Origin of the sequence: Streptomyces sp. NP-1717 (genome assembly GCF_022695985.1) — a bacterium.
In the GTDB taxonomy this organism is placed as follows: Bacteria; Actinomycetota; Actinomycetes; order Streptomycetales; family Streptomycetaceae; genus Streptomyces.
Window position 1 is genome coordinate 14564 of sequence record NZ_JAAPBF010000013.1, and the last position, 24651, is coordinate 39214.

20 protein-coding genes, 1 tRNA gene and 1 pseudogene are annotated in these 24651 nt (G+C 71.0%); 13 read left to right on the top strand and 9 right to left on the bottom strand.

From position 1 onward, the window contains the following. Positions 1-68: 68 nt before the first annotated feature. From GXP76_RS04685 to GXP76_RS04710, 6 genes are all read left to right on the top strand, one after another. On the top strand, positions 69-1511 hold the full coding sequence (locus GXP76_RS04685) for a diaminopimelate decarboxylase (protein WP_242570124.1): 1443 nt from the start codon (positions 69-71) through the stop codon (positions 1509-1511). A 109-nt stretch (positions 1512-1620) separates the two neighbouring features. Next, positions 1621-3033, top strand: a complete 1413-nt coding sequence (locus tag GXP76_RS04690) for an APC family permease (RefSeq protein ID WP_242570125.1) — start codon at positions 1621-1623, stop codon at positions 3031-3033. Between the two features lie 180 nt (positions 3034-3213). Continuing rightward, entirely contained in the window at positions 3214-3648 is a 435-nt protein-coding gene (locus GXP76_RS04695) for a hypothetical protein (RefSeq protein ID WP_242570126.1), read from the top strand. Next, positions 3645-4487 carry a transcriptional regulator gene (locus GXP76_RS04700; protein WP_242570127.1) on the top strand — a complete coding sequence of 281 codons (843 nt, stop codon included), beginning with the start codon at positions 3645-3647 and terminating at the stop codon, positions 4485-4487. Before GXP76_RS04695 ends, GXP76_RS04700 begins: the two co-directional genes overlap by 4 nt. Then, a complete protein-coding gene (locus tag GXP76_RS04705; RefSeq protein ID WP_242570128.1) occupies positions 4484-4942 on the top strand; it encodes a roadblock/LC7 domain-containing protein in 459 nt (152 codons plus the stop codon). Before GXP76_RS04700 ends, GXP76_RS04705 begins: the two co-directional genes overlap by 4 nt. Before the next feature lie 108 nt (positions 4943-5050). Further along, on the top strand, positions 5051-5425 hold the full coding sequence (locus tag GXP76_RS04710) for a hypothetical protein (protein ID WP_242570129.1): 375 nt from the start codon (positions 5051-5053) through the stop codon (positions 5423-5425). Positions 5426-5531: 106 nt separating this feature from the next. Here GXP76_RS04710 and GXP76_RS04715 read toward each other — a convergent pair. From GXP76_RS04715 to GXP76_RS04725, 3 genes and pseudogenes are all read right to left on the bottom strand, one after another. Beyond that, positions 5532-6098: pseudogene (locus GXP76_RS04715) on the bottom strand (hypothetical protein); the annotation flags it as partial. A gap of 95 nt (positions 6099-6193) precedes the next feature. Then, positions 6194-7030: a MurR/RpiR family transcriptional regulator gene (locus GXP76_RS04720; protein ID WP_242570130.1), complete on the bottom strand. Its 837-nt coding sequence runs from the start codon at positions 7028-7030 to the stop codon at positions 6194-6196. Continuing rightward, the gene (locus GXP76_RS04725; RefSeq protein ID WP_242570131.1) at positions 7027-8595 is read right to left on the bottom strand and encodes an aromatic amino acid ammonia-lyase; all 1569 of its coding nucleotides are present in this window, start codon (positions 8593-8595) and stop codon (positions 7027-7029) included. The genes GXP76_RS04720 and GXP76_RS04725 overlap by 4 nt, the downstream gene beginning before the upstream one ends. Positions 8596-8788: 193 nt before the next feature. Between GXP76_RS04725 and GXP76_RS04730 the strand changes: the two genes are divergently transcribed. Then, on the top strand, positions 8789-9214 hold the full coding sequence (locus tag GXP76_RS04730) for a hypothetical protein (protein WP_242570132.1): 426 nt from the start codon (positions 8789-8791) through the stop codon (positions 9212-9214). Positions 9215-9501: 287 nt separating this feature from the next. Here GXP76_RS04730 and GXP76_RS04735 read toward each other — a convergent pair whose 3' ends face one another. Next, positions 9502-10899, bottom strand: a complete 1398-nt coding sequence (locus tag GXP76_RS04735; RefSeq protein WP_242570133.1) for a cystathionine beta-synthase — start codon at positions 10897-10899, stop codon at positions 9502-9504. Positions 10900-11088: 189 nt separating this feature from the next. On the opposite strand from GXP76_RS04735, the gene GXP76_RS04740 reads away from it, so the two are divergent. The 3 genes from GXP76_RS04740 to GXP76_RS04750 all read left to right on the top strand — a co-directional run bounded on the left by GXP76_RS04740 (position 11089) and on the right by GXP76_RS04750 (position 15172). Continuing rightward, complete coding sequence (locus tag GXP76_RS04740; RefSeq protein WP_242570169.1) at positions 11089-12099, top strand: SGNH/GDSL hydrolase family protein; 1011 nt, start codon at positions 11089-11091, stop codon at positions 12097-12099. Positions 12100-12465: 366 nt separating this feature from the next. Next, positions 12466-13686, top strand: a complete 1221-nt coding sequence (locus GXP76_RS04745) for an acetyl-CoA C-acetyltransferase (RefSeq protein WP_242570134.1) — start codon at positions 12466-12468, stop codon at positions 13684-13686. 400 nt (positions 13687-14086) lie between these two features. Then, positions 14087-15172: a hypothetical protein gene (locus GXP76_RS04750; protein WP_242570135.1), complete on the top strand. Its 1086-nt coding sequence runs from the start codon at positions 14087-14089 to the stop codon at positions 15170-15172. Here GXP76_RS04750 and GXP76_RS04755 read toward each other — a convergent pair. Continuing rightward, the gene (locus tag GXP76_RS04755) at positions 15156-15488 is read right to left on the bottom strand and encodes a hypothetical protein (protein WP_242570136.1); all 333 of its coding nucleotides are present in this window, start codon (positions 15486-15488) and stop codon (positions 15156-15158) included. The two genes, GXP76_RS04750 and GXP76_RS04755, sit on opposite strands and share 17 nt — an antisense overlap. Before the next feature lie 101 nt (positions 15489-15589). On the opposite strand from GXP76_RS04755, the gene GXP76_RS04760 reads away from it, so the two are divergent. Then, complete coding sequence (locus GXP76_RS04760) at positions 15590-15820, top strand: DUF4287 domain-containing protein (protein ID WP_078079724.1); 231 nt, start codon at positions 15590-15592, stop codon at positions 15818-15820. Between the two features lie 207 nt (positions 15821-16027). Here GXP76_RS04760 and GXP76_RS04765 read toward each other — a convergent pair whose 3' ends face one another. Beyond that, on the bottom strand, positions 16028-16918 hold the full coding sequence (locus tag GXP76_RS04765; RefSeq protein ID WP_242570137.1) for a Bax inhibitor-1/YccA family protein: 891 nt from the start codon (positions 16916-16918) through the stop codon (positions 16028-16030). 435 nt (positions 16919-17353) lie between these two features. Continuing rightward, positions 17354-17437 (bottom strand) — tRNA-Leu (locus GXP76_RS04770). Between the two features lie 436 nt (positions 17438-17873). Between GXP76_RS04770 and GXP76_RS04775 the strand changes: the two genes are divergently transcribed. Together GXP76_RS04775 and GXP76_RS04780 are read left to right on the top strand one after the other, a co-directional pair. After that, positions 17874-18632, top strand: coding sequence for an ABC transporter ATP-binding protein (locus GXP76_RS04775; RefSeq protein WP_277992995.1), 759 nt, complete (start codon positions 17874-17876; stop codon positions 18630-18632). A gap of 156 nt (positions 18633-18788) precedes the next feature. Beyond that, positions 18789-21329 (top strand): ABC transporter permease, encoded by a 2541-nt coding sequence (locus GXP76_RS04780; protein WP_242570139.1) that lies wholly within the window; start codon positions 18789-18791, stop codon positions 21327-21329. Between the two features lie 143 nt (positions 21330-21472). On the opposite strand, the gene GXP76_RS04785 is transcribed toward GXP76_RS04780, so the two are convergent. Together GXP76_RS04785 and GXP76_RS04790 are read right to left on the bottom strand one after the other, a co-directional pair. Continuing rightward, positions 21473-22765: a cyclopropane-fatty-acyl-phospholipid synthase family protein gene (locus tag GXP76_RS04785; RefSeq protein WP_242570140.1), complete on the bottom strand. Its 1293-nt coding sequence runs from the start codon at positions 22763-22765 to the stop codon at positions 21473-21475. A gap of 255 nt (positions 22766-23020) precedes the next feature. Continuing rightward, the gene (locus GXP76_RS04790) at positions 23021-24457 is read right to left on the bottom strand and encodes an NAD(P)/FAD-dependent oxidoreductase (protein ID WP_242570141.1); all 1437 of its coding nucleotides are present in this window, start codon (positions 24455-24457) and stop codon (positions 23021-23023) included. Between the last annotated feature and the right edge of the window lie 194 nt (positions 24458-24651).

Here is a 24651-nt window from a genome sequence, read left to right on the forward strand (position 1 = left end):
ATCCTCGCCGGGTGAATAGATGTAGTCAACAGTGGAGTAACCGGCGGCCGGATGATTGGCTGACACGCATGGTCGAGTACACCGGCAGGGACGCGGAAGCAGGCGACGACTCCGAGGGACAGGGGCGAGCGCGAGCCGCCGGCAGGCGCGATCTCGCCGTACGGGCGGCCGTCGAGCAGGGGCTCCTCACCGAGGCCGCCCCCGTCGTCGCGCTCTTCGACGTGGCGGGCATCCGCGCCTCGGCCGCCGCGCTGCACGCCGCGTTCGCCGCCGTCGGCGCACCCGGCACCCGCGTGCTGCACGCCTTCGCCGTGAAGGCGTCGCCCCTCGTTCCCGTCCTGCGCCTGCTGCACGCCGAGGGCATCGGCGCCGAGGTCGCGAGCCCCGGCGAGCTGGGGCTGGCCCGCGCCGCCGGGATCCCGGCCGGGAGCACCGTCCTCGACTCGCCCGCCAAGACGCCCGCCGAACTGCGCGAGGCGCTGGCGCTCGGTATCGCCGTCAACGCCGACAACCCGCAGGAGCTCACCCGCCTCGACTCGCTCGCGCGCTCGGCGCCCACCCGCTCCCCGATCGGTCTGCGGGTCAACCCGCAGACCGGCAGCGGCTCCATCGGCGCCCTGTCGACGGCGACGGCGACCTCGAAGTTCGGCGTCGCGCTGCGCGACGAGGGTGCCCGCGCGTGGGTCGTACAGGCGTACCTGGACCGGCCCTGGCTGACCCGGCTGCACGCCCACTCCGGTTCCCAGGGCGTCCCGCTCGCCCTGATGGCGGAGGGCGTCCGCGCCGTCTACGAGCTGGCCGAGGAGATCAACGCGGCGGCCGGCCGGCAGCAGGTCGACACCGTCGACATCGGCGGCGGCCTCCCGGTCAACTTCGCCTCCGACGACGAGACCCCCACCCACGCCGAGTACGCGCGGCTGCTGAAGTCCACCGTCCCCGGCCTGTTCGACGGCCGCTACGGGCTCGTCACCGAGTTCGGCCGCTCCCTGCTCGCCAAGCACGGCACGGTGCTGGCCCGCGTCGAGTACGCGAAGTCCGCCGGCGGCCGTCCCATCGCCGTCACCCACGCGGGCGTGCAGGTCGCCACCCGCACCGTCTACAACCCGGAGTCGTGGCCGCTGCGCATCGCCGCGTACGGTGCCGAGGGCCGGCCCAAGGACGGCCCGGACGTCGCCCAGGACATCGCGGGCCCGGCGTGCTTCGCGGGCGACGTGCTGGCCACGGACCGGCCCCTGCCGCTGCTGGAGCGGGGCGATCTCGTCGCGGCGCTGGACACCGGCGCGTACTACTTCGCCAACCACTACGCGTACAACAGCCTCGCCCGGCCCGGCGTCTACGGCTTCACGGCGCCGGCGACGGACACGGGGACGCCCACCGGCACGGACATCCCGACGGACACGGACAGGGCGGCGCGGGGCGTGCGGTTCGCCACCGTACGGGCGCCGCAGACCGTGGCGGAGATCGTCGCCGAGTCGGGCGGCGGGCACCCGGACGCGCTCGTGCGGGACTGACCACCGGGCCCGGTTGAGGCGAATGGGGGGCGGAGCGGGACGGGAGAGGAATCAGACCGGCCGCACCGGGCAGAACACTTCCCACCATCGATCGGGGGAAGGTCATTCCATGTCCGCATCCGAAACACCGACGGCGTCGGACACAGCGGCACCGGCACCGGCACCGCCCGGCGAGACGCCCGAACTCAAACGCGCCCTCGGCCCCAAACTGCTCATCCTCTTCGTCATCGGCGACATCCTGGGCACCGGCATCTACGCGACCACCGGCCAGGTCGCCGGCCGCGTCGGCGGCGCGCTCTGGGTGCCGTTCGCGATCGGCTTCGTCGTCGCGGTCCTGACGGCCGCCTCGTACGTGGAACTCGTCGGCAAGTACCCGAAGGCGGCCGGCGCCGCGCTCTACACGCAGAAGGCGTTCAAGGTCCCGTTCCTGACCTTCATCGTCGCCTTCATGGTGATGTGCTCGGGCCTGTCGTCGGCGAGCGCCGCGGCCCGCGCGTTCAGCGGCGACTACCTGGCGGAGTTCACCGACGCGGTGCCGCCCACCCTGATCGCGATCCTGTTCATCCTCGCGCTCGCCGCGCTGAACCTGCGCGGTGTCTCGGAGTCCGTGAAGACCAACGTGGTACTCACACTCGTCGAGTTGAGCGGTCTGGCGATCATCCTCGGCATCGGCGCGTACGCCGTCATGTCCGGCGACGGCGAACCGTCGCGGCTCACCGACTTCGAGGCGAGCGGCACCGGCTTCTCCCTGATGACCGGGGTGCTCGGGGCGACGGCCCTCGCCTTCTTCGCCTTCGTCGGCTTCGAGGACTCGGTCAACATGGCCGAGGAGACGAAGGACCCGAGCCGTACGTTCCCGCGCGCGATCTTCATCGGCGTCACGGTCACCGGCACCATCTACGTCCTGGTCGCCCTCGTCTCGTCGCTCCTGGTCGACCACAAGACCCTGGGGGGCTCCAGCGGCCCGCTGCTGGAGGTCGTGAAGGCCGGCGGGGTCGACTTCCCACCGAAACTCTTCGCGCTGATCGCGCTCTTCGCCGTCACCAACTCCGCGCTGATCAACATCATGATGGCCTCGCGGCTCTGCTACGGGATGGCCAACGAACGCATCCTGCCCAAGGCCATGGGCCGGGTGCTCCCCGCGCGCCGTACGCCCGTCGTCGGCATCGTCTTCGTGTCCGTCCTGGCCATCGGACTGGTGTCGACCGGTGAGATCCAGGGACTCGGCGACACGACGTCGTTCCTGCTGCTGTGCGTGTTCTTCGTCGTCAACGTCGCCGCGCTCGTACTGCGCCGCGACCCGGTCCCGCACAAGCACTTCCGCGCGCCGACGATCGTGCCCGTGCTGGGCGCCGTCACCGCGCTGATCCTGGCCAGTCCGCTCGCCGACCGCGCGGCCGACGTCTACGTCAGGGCCGGCGTGCTGCTCGCGATCGGCATCGCGCTGTGGGCGGTCAACAAGCTGGTGCTCAAGGCGCGTTCGGAAGACCACGCCAAGACCGGCGGTGAGGTGACGAAGTAGGGCGGGCAGCACCGCGCACGGGGCGCCCACACGGGCGCTCCGTGCGCCGACCCTATCCCCGCGGGGCATGTTCCAACGGAAAATGCCCGAAATCCCTTCCACACCAAGGACGTTGCGTAATCTCTCCGTCACTGCCGCACGACGGTGCCTTACGCACGACCGGCTGGGAGGGAAGTCCGCGTGCCCGGAATCGACGCATGTCTGCACGAGATCATGGCCCTGCCCGGCGCCCGCGGAGCGGCGATCGTCGACTGGACCAGCGGCCTGGCGCTCGGTACGGCGGGCGAGTCACCCAACGGTGATCACGAGACGACCGCCGCCGAGACCGCCGAACTGGCGCGGGCCGCCGCCGAGTACCCGGCGTTCGCGCCGGACGCCGGGCCCGCGCCCGCCCCGGCCGGCCCCGCGACACGGGAGGCGGCGGATGACGGCAAGGGCCCGCCGGTCGAGGACCTGATCGTCACCTCCCGGACCGGCTACCACGTCCTGCGTTTCGTCGAGACGACCTTCGACAGCAGCGTCTTCCTCCATCTGTGGCTCGACCGGGACACGGGGAACCTCGCTCTCGCCCGGCTCCGGCTCCAGCAGCTCGCCGAACGGCTGGTACTCGCATGAACGCCGACACGGCGGCTCCCGTCGCACCGCACGTCTCCCCGATCCCTTCCGCCTCCCCCGTCTCGCCCATGCTGCTCCGGCTGGCCGACGAGCGCGCCACCGGCGCCCTCCTGCGCGACCACGGCACCCTGTATCTCGCCGAAGGGCGCGTCGTGCACGCCGAGAGCCCCGCCGCGCCCGGCATCGACATCCTGCTGACCACGGGTGGCCGGCTGCCGCACGAGGGGTGGCAGCGGGCGATCGACGAGGCGGGCGCCCGGCGCGAGGTCGGGCGGTACCTCGTCGACAGCGGCCGGATCGGCGGCGGTGAGTTGGAGATCTGCCATCTCGGCGCGCTGTACGACGCCGCGTTCTTCGCGCTGGCGCCGGGCAGCGGCCCCACCCGGTTCCGCTACGGCGTCGGCCACTGGATCGGTCAGGTGCGCCCCGTCCCGGCGGCGGCCGTCGAACGCGAGACGCTGCGCCGCCGTGAGCTGCTCGACCAGGTCTGGCCGTATCCGGCGGTCGACACCGCGCCGGTGGTGCCCCGGTCGCCCGCGCCCGGCCAGTCGGTCACCCGCCGGCAGCGCGCGCTGCTGGAGCTGGCCGACGGCTTACGGACCCCGGCGGGCATCGCCTGGGCCCTGGGCCGCCCCGCGTTCCACACCCTCCTGGAGGTACGGCGACTGGCGGCGGCCGGGCTGATCGACACGCCTCCCGATCCGCCGCCGGGGGCCCGCCCGGGCCGCGCGGGCCGTCCCGCCCGCCCCGTCCTTCCCGCCTGGATCGCCGAGGTCTCGGCCGACCCGGACATCGCCCTGCTCCGCCGGCTCCGTGACGCGTTGGAGGCAAACCTGTGAGACGCGCCCTGCGGCTGCGCAGCGAGAGGAGACAGCTGATGACGGCGGAGGCCGAGGTCCTCGGGGAGCTGCGGCGCCTGCGGGCCCGGCTCCCCCAGCTCACGGGCGCGCTGGCCGCGAGCACCGACGGTCTGGTCCTCGCCGAGGAGCTGACCGGCGCGGGGAGCGCGGGCGCCTCCGGCGCGGAGCCCGAGGGCGTCGCCGCCCTGACCGCCGCCGCGCTCGGCGTCTCCCTGCGGCTGACCGACAGCACGGGACAGGGCGGCTTCCGCGAACTGCTCATCAGGGGCGAGCGCGGCTATGTGGCCACGTACGCGGCCGGCGGCTCCGCCGTCCTCACCGTGCTCGCCGAGCCGCGGATCAACGTCGGCCGGCTCCATCTGGAGGCCCGCCGGTCCGGCGCCCGCATCGGGGCCCTGGTCGACAGCGCCCTCGAACGACCGGAGAACGCCTGACCCATGGCCGCCGGCAGAACACCCACCCCAACACCCGCCGCCCGTACGACCGGGCCCCGGACAACCCAGACCCGGACAACCCAGAGACGAAAAGGAAGTGCGACGTTCATGGCCAACACCGAAGCGGCTCTCAAAGAAGCGACGACCTCCATCGAAGGCGCCGTCGGGGCCGCCCTCGTCGACTACACCAGCGGTATGGCGCTGGGCACCGTCGGCGGCGGCAAGGACCTCGATCTGACGGTCGCCGCCGCCGGGAACACCGATGTGGTGCGCGCCAAGGTGCGCACCATGGAAATGCTGGGTCTCAAGGACGAGATCGAGGACATCCTGATCACCCTGGGCGGCCAGTACCACCTGCTCCGGCTGCTGAAGGGGCGCGGGAACAACGGCCTGTTCCTCTATCTGGCGCTGGACAAGCAGCGGGCGAATCTGGCGATGGCCAGACACCAGCTCAAGAAGATCGAGAACGAACTGGAGGTGTGACGGGAGTCCCCTCCCCGGCCTTCACGGGCCCGGCCGCCTCGGCGCCCTTGGCGGCCCTGGGGCCCTTGGCGGCCTTGACCGGCCCGGCGCCCCCGGCCTTCTTGTCGCGGGGGCGCCGCGCCCCACCGGGCACGGCGTCCCCGGCTTCGAGTCCGGTCGTACGGAAGCCCTTGACCTTCGCGCCGACGGGGCTGCCACGCCCGGCCCAGTCGGTGCGGACCCACAGCAGTTCCTCCCTCGCGCGCTCACCGCGGCCGAGCAGCAGGGCCTTGAGCCACAGTCCGGCGCCGGCGCCCGCGAGGGCCGCGCCACCCGCGACCGGTACGGCGAACGAGAGGGCCACGGCCGCGAGGAACCCGCCCACCAGCCACCACACACGGGCCCGCCGCCAGACCCGCAGCGTCACCGAACGGTCCTGGAGGTAGTCGGACTTCGCGGCGCGCGAGGCCGCTTTCGCCCAGCCGTCGTAGCGGCGGCGCCGTCCGAAAGCGACGGCCGCGGCGGTCAGCACGAACAGCGCCGCCCCCGTGTACAACCCGACCCAGCGGCCGGTCAGTCCGGGGATCAGCGCCCCGGTCGCGGCGGCCAGGATCCCGAGCCACCACATCGGGGCCGCACCGGCCCTCACGATCACCGTCACCCGTGCCAGCGACTGCTGTCCTCCGCGCCCCACGGCCGCCTCCTCTTCACAGAAGCTCACAGAAGTTTTGGCGGGCAGATTAATGCCGTTTCCTGAACATTTCCTGAGAACGGCGAAGCGGGAGGGCCCTATTCGACGAACAGGCCCCGGGCGGCGGCCCGTGCGTCGAAGTCCTCCAGGCGCGCCTGCGCGTCCGGCAGGTCGTCGCACATCGCCTCCAGCAGCACCCGCCCCAGGAGCATCGGCGCGCACGCCGTGTCGAAGGCGAGGCCCGTGCCGACGGCCGCCGGGATCAGCAGGTCGCTGTGGGCGGCGACGGGCGCGAAGGCGGAGTCGGCGACGGTGACCACGTACAGTCCGGCCTCGCGCGCGTGGTCCAGCGCCTCCACGACCTCCTTGGGATGGCGCGGCAGCGCGAAGCAGAGCAGCGCGCTCGCACCGGCGCGGCGCGCGGCGTCGAGCCGGTCGGCGAGCATGGTGCCGCCCTCGTCGAGGAGCCGGATGTCCGGATGGACCTTGGCGGCGAAGTAGGCGAAGCCCGTGGCCTGGGCGGAGGCGGCGCGCAGACCGAGGACGGGCAGCGGGGTGGACGCGGCGAGTACGCGGCCGGCCCGCTCGACCGGTCCCGGATCGGCGAGCAGCTCGGCGAGCTGGCGCAGATTCTCCAACTCGGCGTGTACGGCCTGCTGGTACTCGTTGTACTCGGACGTGCCCGCGGCCCGCCCGGCGGGCGCGACCTCCCGCAGATGCCTGCGCAGCGCCGGGTAGCCGTCGAAGCCGAGCGCGACGGCGAAACGCGTCACCGAGGGCTGGCTGACACCGGCCAGTTCCGCCAGTTCGACGCTGGACAGGAACGGCGCGTCTGCGGCCCGGCGCACCATGCTGTGCGCGATGCGCCGCTGGGTGGGCGTGAGCCGGTGCCCCTCGAAGAGCTGCTGGAGCCGGGCGGCCGGACTGTCGCTCACGCGATCCCCCTTGTGGTGCCTGTCATGCCGGTGCCACCCACCGTGCTCGTGGGTGTCATGTCGTCCGCCGTGGTGGCGAGTCGGTCCAGCAGCCGAGTCGCCGCCGTCACGTCGTCGGTCAGCGGCCGGTCGGCGACCTCCGCGTCCAGTACGGACTCGGCGAGGACGAAGGCTCTGCCGACGGGCAGTCCGGCCTCGGGCCGGAGCCCTCGCTGGCGCAACGCCCGGACGGCGGCGACGAGTTCGCACCCGACGACGAGACGGTACGCCTCGCACGCCCGCAGCGTCTGCCGCGCGGCCAGCGAGGCGAAGCTGGCCTGCTCCTCCACCCCACGGGACAGTACCGCGTGGCCGAGCGAGGCCGGTGCGGAGAAGGCGCGCAGGTCACCGAGGGCGGCACCGGCGGCGTACTCCAGGATCATCACGCCGGAGCTGGCGGGCTCGGCGTCGGCGAGGAAGGGGCGCAGCCGGGTGAAGCCGGGTTCGTTCAGGGCGGAGAGCCGGGAGGTGGACAGCCGCGCGGTCTGGGTGACCGCGAGTCTGAAGTGGTCCAGGGCGAGGGCGAGTTGGGCGAGGTAGAAACCGCCGTGGTGGTAGGCGGCCGGTGCCAGGTCGTCGTCCGTGCCGGGGCAGATCAGCGGGTTCTCGGCGGCGGAGTTGATCTCGACGGCGAGCGCCCTCTCCAGCGCGTCGGCGGCGTCCCTGGCCGGCCCGTGGATCTGCGGGACGCAGCGGAAGCCGTACGGGTCCTGGATACGGCCGAGCGGCGGGGTGGGGCGCTCGGGGGCGCCGAGGATGTGCCGCATCCGGGTGGCGACGGCGTACGAGCCGGGGTGCGGGCGCGCGGCGTGGACCGGTTCGGCGTACGTCTCGTAACTGCCGTCGACGGCGAGCAGCGAGAGCGCGGCGACGAGTTCGGTGGCCGTGATGAGACGCCCCAACTCATCCAGCGCGAGGGCGGCCTGACCGAGCGTCAGCGCGTTGCTGCTGATGAGGGCGAGCGCGTCGTTGTTGTCGAGGGGCTGCGCCTCGGGCGGCGGGCCGCTCTGCCACGGGTGTTCGCCGACGAGGGCGAGGCCCAGCTGGGAGAGGGCGGCGATGTCGCCGGTGCCGACCGAGCCGAACTCGTTGACCACCGGGTGCGCGCCGGAGGTCAGTGCGTCGCAGAGCGCGGTGACGACGGTGGGGCGCAGTCCGGCGCCCCCGGCGAGGAGCTGGTTGGCCCGTACCGCGAGCATGGCGCGGACCTCACGGGCGGGCAGCGGACGCCCGATCGCGCCCGCGTGGCTGCGCAGCAGTCGCAGCCCGTGGTCGGCGGCGGTTTCGGAGGGAACGGTCTCGGTGCGGTTGGCTCCGACACCGGTGGAACGCCCGTAGACCCGCCCGGAGGCGGCGAGTTCGCGCGCGGTGTGCCAGGACTGCTCGACGCGCTTCATGGCATCGGTACCGGGCACGGGCCGGGCGGTCCCGTCGGCCAGCCGGACGATGTCGGCGACGGGGAGGCTCTGGCCGTCGAGGACGACGAGGGCGGGGTGTACGGGGACGGCGGCACGGTCGTCCGGCATGGGTGTCGCCCTCCTCGGGACTCCGGGCATCGACAAAGTATTCAGTCAACGAGAACTCTGCATGACGATATGCAGCCCGGCAAGAGCTGTCCCGGCGGGGAGCGCGACGGCGGCCGGCCTGAGGGACCCCGCAGGTAAAGAGGGGGGATAACCCCAGTGTTCCGGGGGCCCTCGGCTTCGTACCGTTGGGGTCATGGAAGCCCGCGACCCTGAGCTCAAGAAAGAGCTCGACGCCACCCTTCAGGCCCGCCGAGAGCTGGGGCCGGAGTACGAGTCCGCGCTCATCGAGTCGTTCCTGGAGAAGCTCGATCAGCGCCTCGACAGCACGACCGACCGCCGTGTCCGGCGTCAGCTCGCCGAACAGCAGATGGTCGTCGCCCGCGGCGCCCGCCCGCGCACCGCCGAGGAGACGTTCGCCGCGCGGTACGGCTTCGGCGTCATCTCGCTGGTGCTGGCCATCCCGCTCTCCGCGATAGCCGTGGTGCAGGCCGACTTCGCCGGTCTGTGCGTGGCCTGGCTCGGCATCGTCGGGGTGAACGTGGCACAGGCGGCCGGCGGTGTGCCGTGGGCGCGCGGGCGCTCGCGCGATTCCAAGCAGTCGTCCGACTGGGAGTCCTGACCCCGCCGCACGCCATCGGCCGGTCCGCGGGCGGACCGGCCGATGGCTGACGGGTTTGGTCGCGAGGACCGCCGCACCCCCGTTTCCGGAGGGCGGGACGACGGCGGTCCCCGCGAGGGACCCGGGGCCGGGTCAGTACCGGCACCGTGTCCTGGGCGTCCATGTGGGTCCGGGAGCCGCTCCGGAGATCACTGACGCCGACAACACCTACTGTGGCCGAGCCGTGTTAAGCGCGTGCTGCGCGTAGATGTCGCGCTGGTACCACTTTCACGAAGGCCCGCACGGCCCTACTTGGCATCCTTCGCGAGGAACGCGAGCAGGTCCTGACGGCTCACCACGCCCGTGGGCTTGCCCTCCACCAGCACGATCGCGGCCGCGGCGGCGTTGGCGCCGCTCAGCGCGGTCATCAGGTCGGCCACGGGCTCGCCCGAGCCGACCTGCGGCAGCGGGCCCGACATGTGCTTCTCCAGCGGGTCGCCGAGCGAGGCGCGCTGAGCGAAGAGCGCGTCGAGCAGTTCGCGCTCCACGACGGAGCCGATGACCTCGGCGGCCATGACGTCCGGGTGCCCGGCGCCGGGCTTCACGATCGGCATCTGCGAGACGCCGTACTCGCGCAGGACCTCGATCGCCTGGCCGACCGTCTCCTCCGGATGCATATGGACGAGGGAGGGAAGGCTGCCGCCCTCCTTGTACCGCAGGACGTCACCGACCCGCGGGGCGTCCCCGGCCTGCTCCAGGAAGCCGTAGTCGTTCATCCACTCGTCGTTGAAGATCTTGCTGAGGTAGCCCCGGCCGCTGTCGGGCAGCAGCACGACCACCACGTCGTCGGGGCCGAGCCGCTCCGCGACCCGCAGCGCCGCCACGACCGCCATGCCGCAGGAGCCGCCGACCAGCAGGCCCTCCTCCTTGGCGAGGCGGCGCGTCATCTGGAAGGAGTCCTTGTCGGACACGGCGACGATCTCGTCGGTGACGGTCCGGTCGTACGCGCTCGGCCAGAAGTCCTCGCCGACACCCTCGACCAGATACGGCCGGCCCGAGCCGCCCGAGTAGACGGATCCCTCGGGGTCGGCGCCGACGACCGTGACGCGCCCCTCGCTGACCTCCTTCAGATACCGGCCGGTGCCACTGATCGTGCCGCCCGTGCCGATACCGGTGACGAAGTGGGTGATGCGCCCGTCCGTCTGCTCCCACAGTTCGGGACCGGTGGTCTCGTAGTGCGAGCGCGGGTTGTTCGGGTTGCTGTACTGGTCGGGCTTCCAGGCGCCCGGAGTCTCACGTACCAGCCGGTCGGAGACGTTGTAGTACGAGTCGGGGTGCTCGGGGTCGACCGCCGTGGGGCAGACGACGACGTCCGCGCCGTACGCCCGCAGCACGTTGATCTTGTCCGTCGAGACCTTGTCGGGGCAGACGAAAATGCAGTGGTAGCCCTTCTGCTGGGCCACGATCGCCAGTCCGACACCGGTGTTGCCGCTCGTCGGTTCGACGATGGTGCCACCGGGCCGGAGTTCGCCGCTCTCCTCCGCCGCCTCGATCATGCGCAGGGCGATCCGGTCCTTCACCGAACCGCCCGGATTGAAGTATTCGACCTTGGCCAGGACTGTCGCCTGGATGCCCGAGGTCACATTGCCCAGCTTCAGCAGCGGGGTATTGCCAACCAGACTGATCATCGAGTCGTGGAATTGCACCGTTGTCTCCGGGGTCTCCGTGATGGTCCGGCCAGCGTATGCGTACGCGGAAGAGATTGGGCCACGCCCGTTACGGGGCAATTACCTCTTGCTGGTCTCATACCGGTGAGCGAATCGCTACATCGTGTGTACGGCCAGGGGTACTGGCGGGACGAGAGGGAGGTGACCCGGACTGTGTCGAGAGCGAGGGTGGCTCGGCGGATCGCGGCAGGTGCCGCCTTCGGCGGTGGAAGTGTCGGTCTGCTGGGAGCGGCGGGGGTGGGTCTCGTCCTGGCCGAGGTCCAGCTGGCGAAACGGTCGGTCGGTGGCGGTACGGCGCCGATCCCGCCCCGCGGCAACGGCTGGTACGGGCTGGCGTACGGGCACACCGATCCGCTGCGGATGGGCATCCTCGGTGACTCCACGGCGGCCGGCCAGGGCGTGCGGCGGGCGGGCCAGACACCCGGAGCGCTCCTCGCCTCGGGCCTCGCGGCGGTGGCGGAGCGCCCGGTCGACCTGCGGAACGTGGCGCAGCCGGGGGCGCAGTCGGACGATCTGGAACGCCAGGTGACGCAGCTGCTCTCGGACACGTTCCGGACCCCGGACGTCTGCGTGATCATCGTCGGCGCGAACGACGTCACCCACCGGATGTCGGCGACCGCCTCGGTCCGGTATCTCGCGACGGCGGTGCGGCGGCTGCGGACGGCGGGCGCGGAGGTCGTCGTCGGTACATGCCCCGACCTGGGGACGATCGAGCCGGTGTACCAGCCGCTGCGCTGGCTGGCCCGCCGGGTGAGCAGGCAGCTCGCGGCGGCCCAGACGATCGTGGCGGTCGAGCAGGGCGCCCGTACGGTCTCGCTCGGCGACCTGCTGGGGCCGGAGTTCGCGGCCAATCCCCGGGAGATGTTCGGCGCCGACAACTACCACCCGTCGACGGAGGGGTACGCGACGGCGGCGATGGCCGTCCTGCCGACGCTCTGCGCGGTGCTCGGTCTGTGGCCGGAGACGGACCATCTGGACTCCTCGCGCGACGAGGACATGCTGCCGGTGGCGAAGGCGGCGTCCGCCGCGGCGGCGGAGGCGGGTACGGAGGTCACGGGCGCGCGGGCGCCGTGGGCCCTGCTCAAGCACCGCAGGCGCCGGCGCCTGCCCGCGCCCGAGCCGGCCCAGACGGAGCCGGCCCCGCCGCCGCCGTCGAAGGAGAACGCAAACCGCCGCTGACGCGCAACGGTGGGCCCACGGGCCGGCCCCGGCACCGGGGCCGGGCGCCCGGTGCCGGCGCCGGTGTCGGGGCCGGGGAGCGCCGGACGGGTCGCGCGGCCTGCGGGCCGCGCCTGTCCTCAATCGCCGGACGGGCTGCATTCGCAGCCCGTCCCGGCGAGCATTGCAAGCGCGTCCGGCGAGCAATTCAAGCCCGTCCGGCGATTGAGGACACAGCCCGTCGCGCCTGAGCGCTTGCTTAGCAGCTTCCGGCGCGGCACGCTGCGGCACTCGTCACACGTCCGGCCCGGTGACCCGAGCCGTACGTGCGGGTAACTTCACCAGACGGCACTTCCGCCGTACCGCACCCGCCCCACTGGAGCCGTGATGCCCGAAGCCGTGATCGTCTCTGCCGCCCGCTCCCCCATCGGCCGGGCCTTCAAGGGCTCCCTGAAGGAGCTGCGGCCCGACGACCTGACCGCCACCATCATCCAGGCCGCGCTCGCCAAGATCCCCGAACTCGATCCGCGCGACATCGACGACCTGATGCTCGGCTGCGGCCTCCCCGGCGGCGAGCAGGGCCACAACCTGGGCCGGATCGTCGCCGTACAGATGGGGATGGACCATCTCCCCGGCTGCACGATCACCCGTTACTGTTCCTCCTCGCTCCAGACCTCCCGGATGGCGCTGCACGCCATCAAGGCCGGTGAGGGCGACGTCTTCATCTCCGCCGGTGTCGAAATGGTGTCCCGCTCCGTCAACGGCTCCAGCGACGGCATGCCCGGCACCCACAACCCGGTCTTCGCCGACGCGGAGGCCCGTACGGCCACCGTCGCCGCCTCCGAGGGCGCCGGCTGGCACGACCCCCGCGAGGACGGCCTGCTCCCCGACGCGTACATCGCGATGGGCCAGACCGCGGAGAATCTGGCCCGTCTCAAGGGCATCACGCGGCGCGACATGGACGAGTTCGGCGTACGGTCCCAGAACCTCGCCGAGGAAGCCATCAAGAACGGCTTCTGGGAGCGCGAGATCACCCCCGTCACCACACCCGACGGCACGGTGGTGTCGAAGGACGACGGCCCCCGCGCGGGCGTCACGCTGGAGGGCACCCAGGGCCTCAAGCCCGTCTTCCGCCCCGACGGACTGGTCACCGCCGGCAACTGCTGCCCGCTCAACGACGGCGCCGCCGCGCTCGTGATCATGTCGGACACCAAGGCACGCGAGCTGGGCCTGACCCCGCTGGCCCGGATCGTCTCCACCGGCGTCTCCGGCCTCTCGCCGGAGATCATGGGGTACGGCCCGGTCGAGGCCAGCAAGCAGGCGCTGCGCCGTGCGGGCCTCGGCATCGGCGACATCGACCTGGTGGAGATCAACGAGGCGTTCGCCGCGCAGGTCATCCCCTCCTACCGGGACCTGGGCGTCGACCTCGACAAGCTGAACGTCAACGGCGGCGCCATCGCCGTGGGCCACCCCTTCGGCATGACGGGCGCGCGGATCACGGGCACGCTGATCAACGGGCTCCAGTTCCACGACAAGCAGTTCGGCCTGGAGACCATGTGTGTCGGGGGCGGACAGGGCATGGCGATGGTCATCGAGCGGCTGAGCTGAGCCGGAGCGGAGGGTAGGGGTCGCCCGAGGTACGAGGGCGGCACCTGCCCACAGCGGTGGCGAAGCGAACGCGACCACAGACGCCCGGCGGCTGAGCTGAGCCGGAGCGGAGGGTAGGGGTCGCCCGAGGTACAAGGGCGGCACCTGCCCCACGCCCACCAGCGGCTGAGCTGAGCCGAATCCCGTCGAGGTCCAGTCGTGACTCAATCTCCCCCAGGATGTGACCTAACTCCTGGGGGAGACCCATTTACGCTGGTCACAGCAGTATTGAGGCTGGCCCTCGGGTCGAAAGACCTGTCCAATTCATGACGTAATGCACTGCCGACGTGCGCGCCCCCGCGACAAGCTGATGTAGGAAGTCGGGGGACCATTGAAGACCGGGAGTAAGTCAGTGAGCGCCATGTCTATTGCCCTGCTGCTTACCACGGCCGCCGCCACGGCCGTGGGCGTCGCCGCCCTGCACGCCGCTCATGGGCTGCGGCGAGAGGTCACGGCCCTGCGCGGCGAGCTGTCCCTGGCCAATCCGGGCGGCCACGCCGCCGTACCGCAGGCCCGCTCCGGCGAATCGGCACCGGCCGCCGCTTCCACCGAGGACATACGGCTCGCGGTGGCCGAGGCCCTGGCCGAGGAGCGCGAGCGGGAGCTGGCCGAGGCGCGCGCCTTCTGGGCCGCGCAGGAGGCCCGCGACGCGGGCGACGCACCGTCGCTGCTGGGCGGCCTGACCGGCCCCGGCACCGATGACGGGCCGTTCTACGTGCCGCGCCAGGCCGACTTCGTGGGCCTGGAGGCACTGGACCTCGACGCCCTCGACCGCGCCGACCGGGCCCGCCGGATCACGGACGACGACTACGACGACCTCACGGAGCTGGCCGAACTCGCCGAGCTGCGGGAGCACGGCGAGCTGGACGACCGGGCCGACGCCGCGGGCCTCGCCGGCTTCGACAACCTGGACGAGCTGGACGAGCTCGCGGACTACGACGGACTGCCCGAGCTGAGCGAGGTGAGTGAGGTCAGCGAGATCGGTGGCGAGTTCGCCGATGACTCCCCGGAGCTGGCCGCCGCCCGCCGCAGGCACCCCTCGCACCCGGACTTCGTCCCGGTCCGCACCCCGGTCGTCACCGACCACGAGCGCACGGTCGCGCGGCTGGAGGAGCTGGCCGACGCCCGTACCGCGCTCGCCGACGTCCGCCCCGGCCCGCTGGGCACGCTGGACGTGTACGTCTTCACGGACGGTACGACGCTCTGCATGACCCCCGGCCACCGCGAGACCGCGGAACGCCTCGCGGGCGCGCTGCGTGACGGCGGTACGCCGTTCCTGCTCGGCGGCTCGGGCATCTCGGGGGCGTACGCCCTCACGTTCTCCTGCGGCGCGAACACCGGCGCGGACGGTGCCGACAGCGCCGGGAACACGGATGCGACGGGTGAGAGCACCGCGGCCGACGACCACATCTACATCCTCGCCGACCGGGTCATAGCTTCGCTCTAGCCACCGCCCGCTCCACCGCCCTCACGGCCTCGTCCAGTTCCGCCACGGACGGGGCCGTTCTCAGCGCCTCGGCCAAATCACCCGCCGCGACCGTCAGTTGATCGGCGACGACGAAGACACCGACGTCCGGCATGATCCGCGGCGGCTGCGGCGCACCGCCGCCCACGGCTTCCAGGCGCTGGGCCGTCGCGGACAGTTCCCTGGCCAGAGCCAGCCCTTCGGCCGCGGCCCCTCGCTGCAACCTGCTCTGCGGGGCTGCCCGCAGCCGGTCGGCGAATCGGTCCACGGCGGCGGTCAGGCGCGTCGTATCAAGCACGCCGCGACCCTACGCGCCCTTGCCGAACTGTTGCCAACGGACGAACGCTCAGGCACGGTGACGTGAAGGACCAGTACGTGAAGCAGCGTCCGGAGGCGCCGATGTCCCTTGTTTTCTCCGAAGAGACCCATCGCAACCTGCTGTCCCGCATCCCACACTGCACCGGTCGCGAGATCTCCGACTGGCTCCGCACGGTCGACGAAGGTCCCGCCCTCGTCCGTTTCGACGAGAAGGTCGCCTGGCTCCGCGGCGAGCACGACCTCGCGTACGGACACGCGAAGGCGATCATCCACGAGCACGACCTGAGGCGGGCGGCGCGCCGCCTCGGCTGAAACCCGGCCGCACGATGAAAGACGGAAGGGGTCAACGGGCGAGAGCCCGTTGACCCCTTCGTCATACCTGCGTCGACCAGCTTGCGCGGCTCTTGGGCCGCGCCTGTCCTCAATCGCCGGACGGGCTGCATTTGCAGCCCGTCCGGCGATTGAGGACGAACCGGCCACCGGGCGGACCCGGTGAAACCGATCCAATCAACGCACCAGCTAGTCGTTGCCGCTCAGGATCGAGAACAGCCGCAGCATCTCCAGGTAGATCCACACCAGGGTCATGGTGAGGCCGAAGGCCGCCATCCAGGACTCCTCGCGCGGCGCGCCGTAGGTGACGCCGTCCTCGACCTGCTTGAAGTCGAGCGCCAGGAAGCACGCGCCGAGGATGATGCCGATCACACCGAAGAGGATGCCGAGGCCGCCGCTGCGGAAGCCGAGGCCGTCACCGCCACCGAAGACGCTGAACAGCAGGTTGGCGACCATGAGGAGCACGAAGCCCATCGCGGCGGCCATCACGAAGCCGTAGAAACGGCGCGTGACGCGGATCCAGCGCATCTTGTAGGCGATCAGCACACCGGCGAAGACCGCCATCGTGCCCATCACCGCCTGGACGACCACGCCCGGTGAGAGATACGTGCTCACCGCGCTGCTGATCACGCCGAGGAAGACACCCTCGAACGCGGCGTAGCCCAGGATCAGCGCCGGGACCGGCTTGCGCTTGAAGGACTGGACGAGCGCCAGGACCAGGGCCACGAGGGCCGCGCCGATGGCGATGCCGTACGACTTGCCGACGTTGTCCTGGTCGACCGGGAGCAGGACCCAGGCGAGGACGGCGGTGAGGACGACCGTGCCGAGCGTCGACGCGGTGCGCGTCACGACGTCGTCGATCGTCATGACCCCGGCGCGTGCGGGCGCCTGCGGTCCGGCGCCGCCGTACTGGCCGTCGGCCTGCGGGGCGTAGGGGTTGGTGGCGTACGGGTTCGTCGCGTACGGGTTCTGCGCGGTTCCTACGGCGGGGCCCCCGGCCTGCGGCGCCGCGTTGAAGCCCGCTTGGCCGTTGTCGCGGCTGAAGCCCCGTCGCGAGAAGACCGGGTTACTGCTCCTCATCTCACTCCTCCATGGCGGCCACCCTGCGCGGCCTTGGCACAAGAGTAATGCGGGAGCAAAGGGAACACCCTAGTGCCCCAGGAGGATCTTTCCTCGATCGTGACGCGAGGGGTGCGAGCCGGGGACGGCGGGCCGGCCCGGAGTGTCGTCCGGTGGCGTGTCCGCGACTCTCCGGGGATCTTCGGAGAGCGCTCCCGCCGGTGACCGGTCCGGAGTGCGGGATTCAGCAGATTGACGCGCACTCGACAAGATGATCATGGCCCTGAGCTGCGACTTCTTCGCGTTTTTGAGCTGACTATTCGTCAAGAGCTTTACACTTCAACCGAGTTGGTCGATCGGAACGATCTGCAGGCACGTTTCAGCAGCACTGCGCCCCAAAGGCAGGAAAAGCGGGGAAGAATCGATCTTCGCAGGTCAGCACACGTTCAGAGAGTGTGCCCGGAACCGGACTTGAACCGGTACGCCCCATTTGGGGCAGCGAGGTTTAAGCTCGCCGTGTCTGCATTCCACCATCCGGGCGTACGCGGCTCCGCGTTGGCTTACGAGCCTATCCGGGAGGACCCCTCGGACAGCCGAGTACCTGGGCGATCCTGTCTGATTTTATTGGCACCTGAGGGAGTGTCAGCCCTGGTAACACGCCATCGGCACATGCCGGAAGCAGGACGAAGGTCTTGATACGCCCCTTGGGATATGACGGAAAGTCGCCGCTCTCTGTCTACTATTCGCCACTCCCCGCACACGGATTGCGTGGAGCCGTCGGTCACGCGACAGAACGACGACCGGATGAGACGAGTAGGGGGCGACGTCATACCCGAGGAGGACGGAGCGGCGTTCCGGTCCGACCCGAGAGGGCCACAGGAACGGGCATGCGGAGTGACGACCGGGCGCCGGACGGCGGAGAGGATGAAGTCAATCCGAAACGCGTCCCCCGACAGGAGCCCCACCCGTGACGACCATGCCTCTCCTCCGCGCCAGCGCCGTGGCGGCCCACGCCTCCGCCTTGTCCAAGGTCTACGGGCAGGGCGAGACGCAGGTCGTGGCCCTCGACCAGGTGACCGTCGACTTCCGGCAGGGCCAGTTCACCGCGATCATGGGCCCCTCCGGGTCCGGCAAGTCGACCCTCATGCACTGCGTGGCCGGGCTCGACAGCTTCAGCAGCGGCTCGGTGCGCATCGGCGACACCGAGCTCGGCACGCTCAAGGACAAGCAGCTCACCCAGCTCCGCCGGGACAAGATCGGCTTCATCTTCCAGGCGTTCAACCTGCTGCCGACCCTGACGGCCCTGGAGAACATCACGCTCCCCATGGACATCGCCGGCCGTAAGCCCGACAAGCAGTGGCTGGACAACGTGATCACGATGATCGGCCTCAAGGACCGGCTCCACCACCGTCCCACCGCGCTCTCCGGCGGCCAGCAGCAGCGCGTGGCCGTCGCCCGCGCGCTGGCCTCCCGGCCCGAGATCATCTTCGGCGACGAACCGACCGGCAATCTGGACTCACGGGCCGGCGCCGAGGTCCTGGGCTTCATGCGCAACTCCGTACGGGAGCTGGGCCAGACCGTCGTCATGGTGACGCACGACCCGGTGGCCGCCTCGTACGCGGACCGGGTGATCTTCCTCGCCGACGGCCGGATCGTCGACGAGATCCAGAACCCCAGCGCCGAGGCCGTCCTCGACCGCATGAAGGCCTTCGACTCCAAGGGCCGTACGAGCTGACGCCGGGCGCCCGGCACCCCTGACGCCCCACGCCGGCCCACGCCGGCCGTCAGCACTCCACCGCGACCGGTCCCGCATTCCACCGCGGCCGGTCAGCCCTGCCCTCACGCGGCTCCGCCGTCCGTTCGCCCTGCCCACTTCACCTGGACTCCCACCATGTTCCGTACCGCCCTGCGCACCGTGCTCGCGCACAAGGCCCGGCTGCTGATGACCGTGCTCGCCGTGATGCTCGGCGTGGCCTTCGTCTCCGGCACGCTGGTCTTCACCGACACCCTCGGCAACGCCTTCAACAAACAGTCGGCCAAGAGCTACAAGGACGTAGCCGTCTCCGTCTCCAGCTACGCCTCCAACGAGACGGGCTCCGACGGGAAGAAGCCGGAGCCGGGGCTCAGCCCGAAGACCCTCGACAAGATCGGCGCCATCGACGGCGTCGCCTCCGTCACCGGACGCGTCGACGGCTTCGCCGGCGTGGCCGACCCTGACGGCAAGCTGATCGGCAACGGCTGGTCCAACACCGGCACCAACTTCTCCCCCGGCGCGAACGGCAAGGACACCGCCTACGACTTCACCGACGGGTCGGGCCCCACGAAGGCCGACGAGATCGCGCTCGACAAGTCCACCGCGTCGCGCGGTGAGTACGAGGTCGGCAAACCCGTACGGGTCTCGACCAACGGGCCGGTGAAGGAGTACACCCTCTCCGGCGTCTTCACCACCGAGGACGGCGCGGTCAACGCGGGCGGCAGCCTGGTGCTCTTCGAGACGGCGGTCGCCCAGAAGCTCTACCTGGAGCCCGGCTTCTTCCAGGACGCCACCGTCACGGCCGACCCCGGCGCCTCCGAGACGAAGATCCTCGACGCGGTCGAGCCGTTGCTGCCCGAGGACGCCGAGGCCCAGACCGGCACGCAACTGGCCGCCGAACAGGCGGACCAGATCGAGCGCCAGCTCAGCGGCATCAACCAGATGCTGCTCGCCTTCGCGGCCATCGCCCTGTTCGTCGGTATCTTCCTGATCTCCAACACCTTCACCATGCTCGTCGCCCAGCGCACCAAGGAGCTGGCGCTGCTGCGCGCCGTCGGCGCCTCGCGCCGCCAGGTCAAGCGCTCGGTGATGATCGAGGCGCTGGTCGTGGGTCTCTTCGCGTCCGCCGTCGGCTTCGTCCTCGGTATCGGTCTCGCGGTCGGGCTGCGCTCGGCCATGGGCTCGTTCGGTGCGAAGGTGCCCGCCGGACCGCTGATGATCACGCCGGTCGCCGTCGCCGCCGCCTTCGGTGTCGGCGTGGTGATCACCCTGATCGCCGCGTGGCTGCCCGCCCGCCGGGCCGCGAAGATCCCGCCGGTCGCCGCCATGAGCAGCGTGCACGCGGTCGCCACGGTGAAGTCGCTCGTCCTGCGCAACTCGATCGGCGCCGTACTCACGCTCATCGGCGCCGCGGGGATCGTCGCGGGCGCCTCGGCGGGGAAGGACGGCAAGCTGATCATCGGCGGCGGCGCCTTCTTCTCGCTCGTCGGCATCATCGTGCTGATCCCGCTCCTGTCGCGCCCGGTCATCGCGCTCGTACAGCCGCTGCTGAACCGTCTGTACGGCGTCGCCGGCAAGCTGGCCGGGCAGAACGCGGTGCGCAATCCGCGCCGTACGGGTGCCACCGCCTCCGCGCTGGCGATCGGCCTCACGCTGGTCACCGGTCTGACCGTCATCGGTGTGACGCTCGGGCAGGCCATCGACAAGATGACCACCGACAACATCAAGGCCGACTACATGGTCACGATGGCCAGCGGCGGCGGTCTCGACGAGTCGGCGGTCGAGGCGCTGGAGAAGGCGCCGGGCGTCAGCGCGGTCTCCCCGCAGCGGGCGTCGTACCTCCGGATCAAGGGCGAGGACACCTCCGTCTCGGGCGTGAACCCCGGGGACATCGAGCGGGTCCTCGCGCTGAAGACGGAGAGCGGTTCGCTCGACTCGCTGAGCGGTGACGCGATCGCGATGGCCTCGGACACCGCGAAGTCCCGGGGTCTGAAGACCGGCGACACCGTCTCGGTGAAGTACCAGGACGACAAGACGGCGCGGCTGAAGATCGGCGCCACGTACGAGTCCAACGAGTTCGTCTCGCCGGTCCTGATCTCGACCGATCTGGTGGGCCCGCACGAGGCGAAGCCGTACACGCCCGAGGTGTACGTGGCGATGGACGGCGGCATGACCGAGGCCAACGAACAGGCCCTGGTGAACGCGCTCGGCGACAACCCCGCCATCAGCGTCTCCGACCAGCAGGACATCAGGAACATGTTCGGCGGCATGATCAACACCGCGCTGAACATCATGTACGGGCTGCTGGCGATGGCGCTGATCATCGCGGTGCTCGGTGTCGTCAACACCCTGGCGATGTCCGTCTTCGAGCGTCAGCAGGAGATCGGCATGCTGCGGGCGATCGGTCTGGACCGCCGCAGGGTCAAGCGCATGATCCGCCTGGAGGCCGTGGTGATCTCGGTCTTCGGCGCGCTGGTCGGCGTCGGGCTCGGTACGTTCCTGGCCTGGGCGATCGGCGAGACGATCCGCTCGTCGATCCCCGGCTATGTGCTGGTCATGCCGTGGGAGCGGATCGGGATCTTCCTGGTGCTCGCCGGTCTGGTGGGTGTGCTGGCCGCGCTCTGGCCGGCGCGCAGCGCGGCGAAACTGAACATGCTGACGGCGATCAAGACGGAGTGAGTGCGGGTTGTGCCGTCGGGCGCCGGGTGGGCCGCGATCGCGCGGTCCGCCCGGCGCTTGCGTTTGCACCGCAGCCGCAGCCGGTACCGGCGCCCGTGCGGTGCCCGTCCCGGAGCGTCGGCGCGCGGGCCGCCCGGCTCGTGTCAGTTCCAGGTTCGCGCGCGCAGCGGAAGGGCCGAGTCGCCCGACTCCCGGGGCCGTACCGCCAGGATCTGGTTGACGCCGATCCTGTTGTGCTCGAAGGACAGCGCCGAGGCGGCCATGTAGAGGCGCCACACGCGGGCGCGGCCGGGTGAGGTGAGCCGGACCGCCTCGGGCCAGTGCCGCTCCAGGTTCCGCACCCACTGACGGAGCGTCAGCGCGTAGTGCTCGCGCAGGGCCTCGACGTCCCTCACCTCGAAGCCCGCCTCCTCCAGCGTGCCGACGGTGCGCCCGAGCGGGGCCAGTTCGCCGTCGGGGAAGACGTACGCGTCGATGAAGTCGTCGATGCGGTACTCGGATTCGTCCCGCTCGGGACGGCGCGCGATCTGGTGGTTGAGCAGCCGGCCGCCGGGCTTGAGGAGGGCGAAGAGGTCGTCGGCGTACTCGCGGTAGCGGACCGAGCCGACGTGTTCGGCCATGCCGATGGACGAGACGGCGTCGTACGGGCCGTCCTTGACGTCCCGGTAGTCCTGGACCCGGATCTCGATCCGGTCGGTCAGGCCCTCGTCCGCGATGCGCTTGCGGGCGTACGCGGCCTGTTCGCGGGAGAGCGTGACCCCGGTGACCTGGACGCCGTACTCGCGCGCCGCGTGGATGGCCATGGAGCCCCAGCCGCAGCCGACGTCGAGCAGCCGCTCGCCCTCCCTCAGCCCGAGCTTGCGGCAGACGAGGTCGAGCTTGTCGCGCTGCGCGGACTCCAGCGTGGCGCCGGGCTCCTCGAAGTAGGCGCACGAGTAGACCATCGACGGCCCGAGGACCATCTCGTAGAAGTCGTTGCCCACGTCGTAGTGGTGGCTGATCGCCGCCCGGTCGCGGTTCCTGGTGTGCAGGGCGCCGCTTCTGCGCCGTACTTCCTCGGGCGGCGGCGGGGGCGGCGGCCAGGGCCCGGCGATCTCCATGAGGCCCTTGGCGGCGGCGCGCATCCGCGGGTCGCGCAGCGGGTGCACCGCGTCCTTGGCGTCGGCGCCGCGCTCCCAGAGGAGTCCGGCGATCAGTGACAGGGCCGCGTACAGATCGCCGTCGATGTCGATCTCGCCGGCCACCCAGCCGCGGGCCAGCCCCAGCTCTCCCGGCTTCCACAGCAGACGGCGCAGCGCCCTGCGGTGCCGGACGACGAGTGTCGGCGCGCCCGGCGGGCCCGACTCGCTGCCGTCCCAGGCCCGGATGCGTACGGGGAGGGGGCCTCCCAGCAGTTCCTCGGCGAGAGTGGTCAGCCGCAGTGCGGCGTCGGCCATGGCGCACACCTCCGTGAAAGGGGATCCCAGAAATGCTCAACTCACACGTGAACACCGCCGACGGGGTGTCGCACTCCCGGCGGCGCGCAATGGGTGGGCAAAGATAGCTGCACAGGCCATGGATTTTGTACCGACTTCTACCGATGCGCACCCTTACCTGTTATGTCGTACCCATCTTCTGGCCGGGCGCACGCGAAAGGGCCGCCCGCACCACGGATGGCGGGCGGCCCTTTCGGGTCTGCGGGGAGCGCGCGGTCAGGAGGCCTTGGCGCTCGTCCCGGCCTCGGCCTTCACCTTCTCCGAGTCCGGCTCCGAGCCGGATCCGGACTTCGGCGCGACGGCGGCCCGACCCGCCGGGGCGGGCTTGGCGGCCTCGTAGAACTCCTCGCGCGGTGTCTCCATCGCGCCGAGCGAGACGACCTCGCGCTTGAGGAACGCCGAGAGCGTCCAGTCGGCGAAGACGCGGATCTTGCGGTTCCAGGTCGGCATCGCCATGCCGTGGTAGCCGCGGTGCATGTACCAGGCCAGCCGGCCACGGAACTTGATCTTCATCTTGCCGACGACGATCATCGCGACGCCCTTGTGCATGCCGAGACCGGCGACCGCGCCCTTGTTCGCGTGGCTGTACTCCTGCTGCGGGAAGCCGCGCAGACCGGAGATCACGTTGTCGCCGAGGACCTTCGACTGACGCAGCGCGTGCTGGGCGTTCGGCGGGCACCAGGCGTTCTCGACACCGGCCTTGCGGGCGGCCATGTCCGGGATCTGGGCGTTGTCGCCGGCGGCCCAGATGTAGTCGGTGCCCCGCACCTGGAGCTTGGCGTCGGTGTCGACGTGTCCGCGCGGCCCGAGCGGCAGACCGTAGCGGGCGAGCGCCGGGTTGGGCTTGACGCCCGCGGTCCACACGATCGTGTTGGAGTCGACCTCCAGGCCGTTGCCCAGCACGACACGGCCGTCGACGCAGGACTCCATGCCGGTCTTGAGGTAGACCTCGACGCCGCGGCTCTCCAGGTGCTCCTTGCCCCAGGAGCCCAGCTTCGGGCCGACCTCGGGAAGGATCTTGTCGGCGACGTCGACGAGCAGGAAGCGCATGTCCTCGCGCTTGACGTTCGTGTAGTACTTCGCGGCGTCGCGCGCCAGGTCCTCGACCTCACCGACGGTCTCGGCGCCGGCGAAACCGCCGCCGACGAAGACGAAGGTCAGCGCCTTGCGGCGGACGTCCTCGTCGGTCGTGGAGTCGGCCTTGTCGAGCTGTTCGAGCACGTGGTTCCGCAGGCCGATGGCCTCCTCGATGCCCTTCATGCCGATGCCCTGCTCGGCGAGGCCGGGGATCGGGAAGGTACGGGAGACGGCGCCGAGCGCGACGATCAGATAGTCGAAGGGCAGCTCATAGGCCTCACCGACGAGCGGGGAGACCGTGGCGACCTTGCGGTCCTGGTCGATGGTCGTGACCCGGCCGGTGAGCACCTCAGCCTTGGGCAGCACGCGTCGCAGCGGTACGACGACGTGCCGGGGCGAGATGTTTCCGGCGGCGGCTTCGGGGAGGAAGGGCTGGTACGTCATGTACGAGCGGGGGTCGACGACGGTGACCGTCGCCTCCCCGTAGCGCATCTTCTTCAGAATGCGACGAGCTGCGTACAGGCCTACGTACCCTCCGCCTACAACAAGGATCCTGGGACGCTCCGTGGTGCTCATGCCATCGAGTATCCACCTGCCCAGGAGGGGGTGCTCGTGAGCCCCTTCACAAGCACCCCCCATACCTCTGCTACACTGCGCGGCCCGCTTGATCCACCCCCTGGTCCCGCAGGCGGACCAGAGGGTGTCGCGGGACCTTCCGCACCCCTCGTGAGCTGGCCGTTGAGAGGTCCGACGGTGGTGGACCACACGGT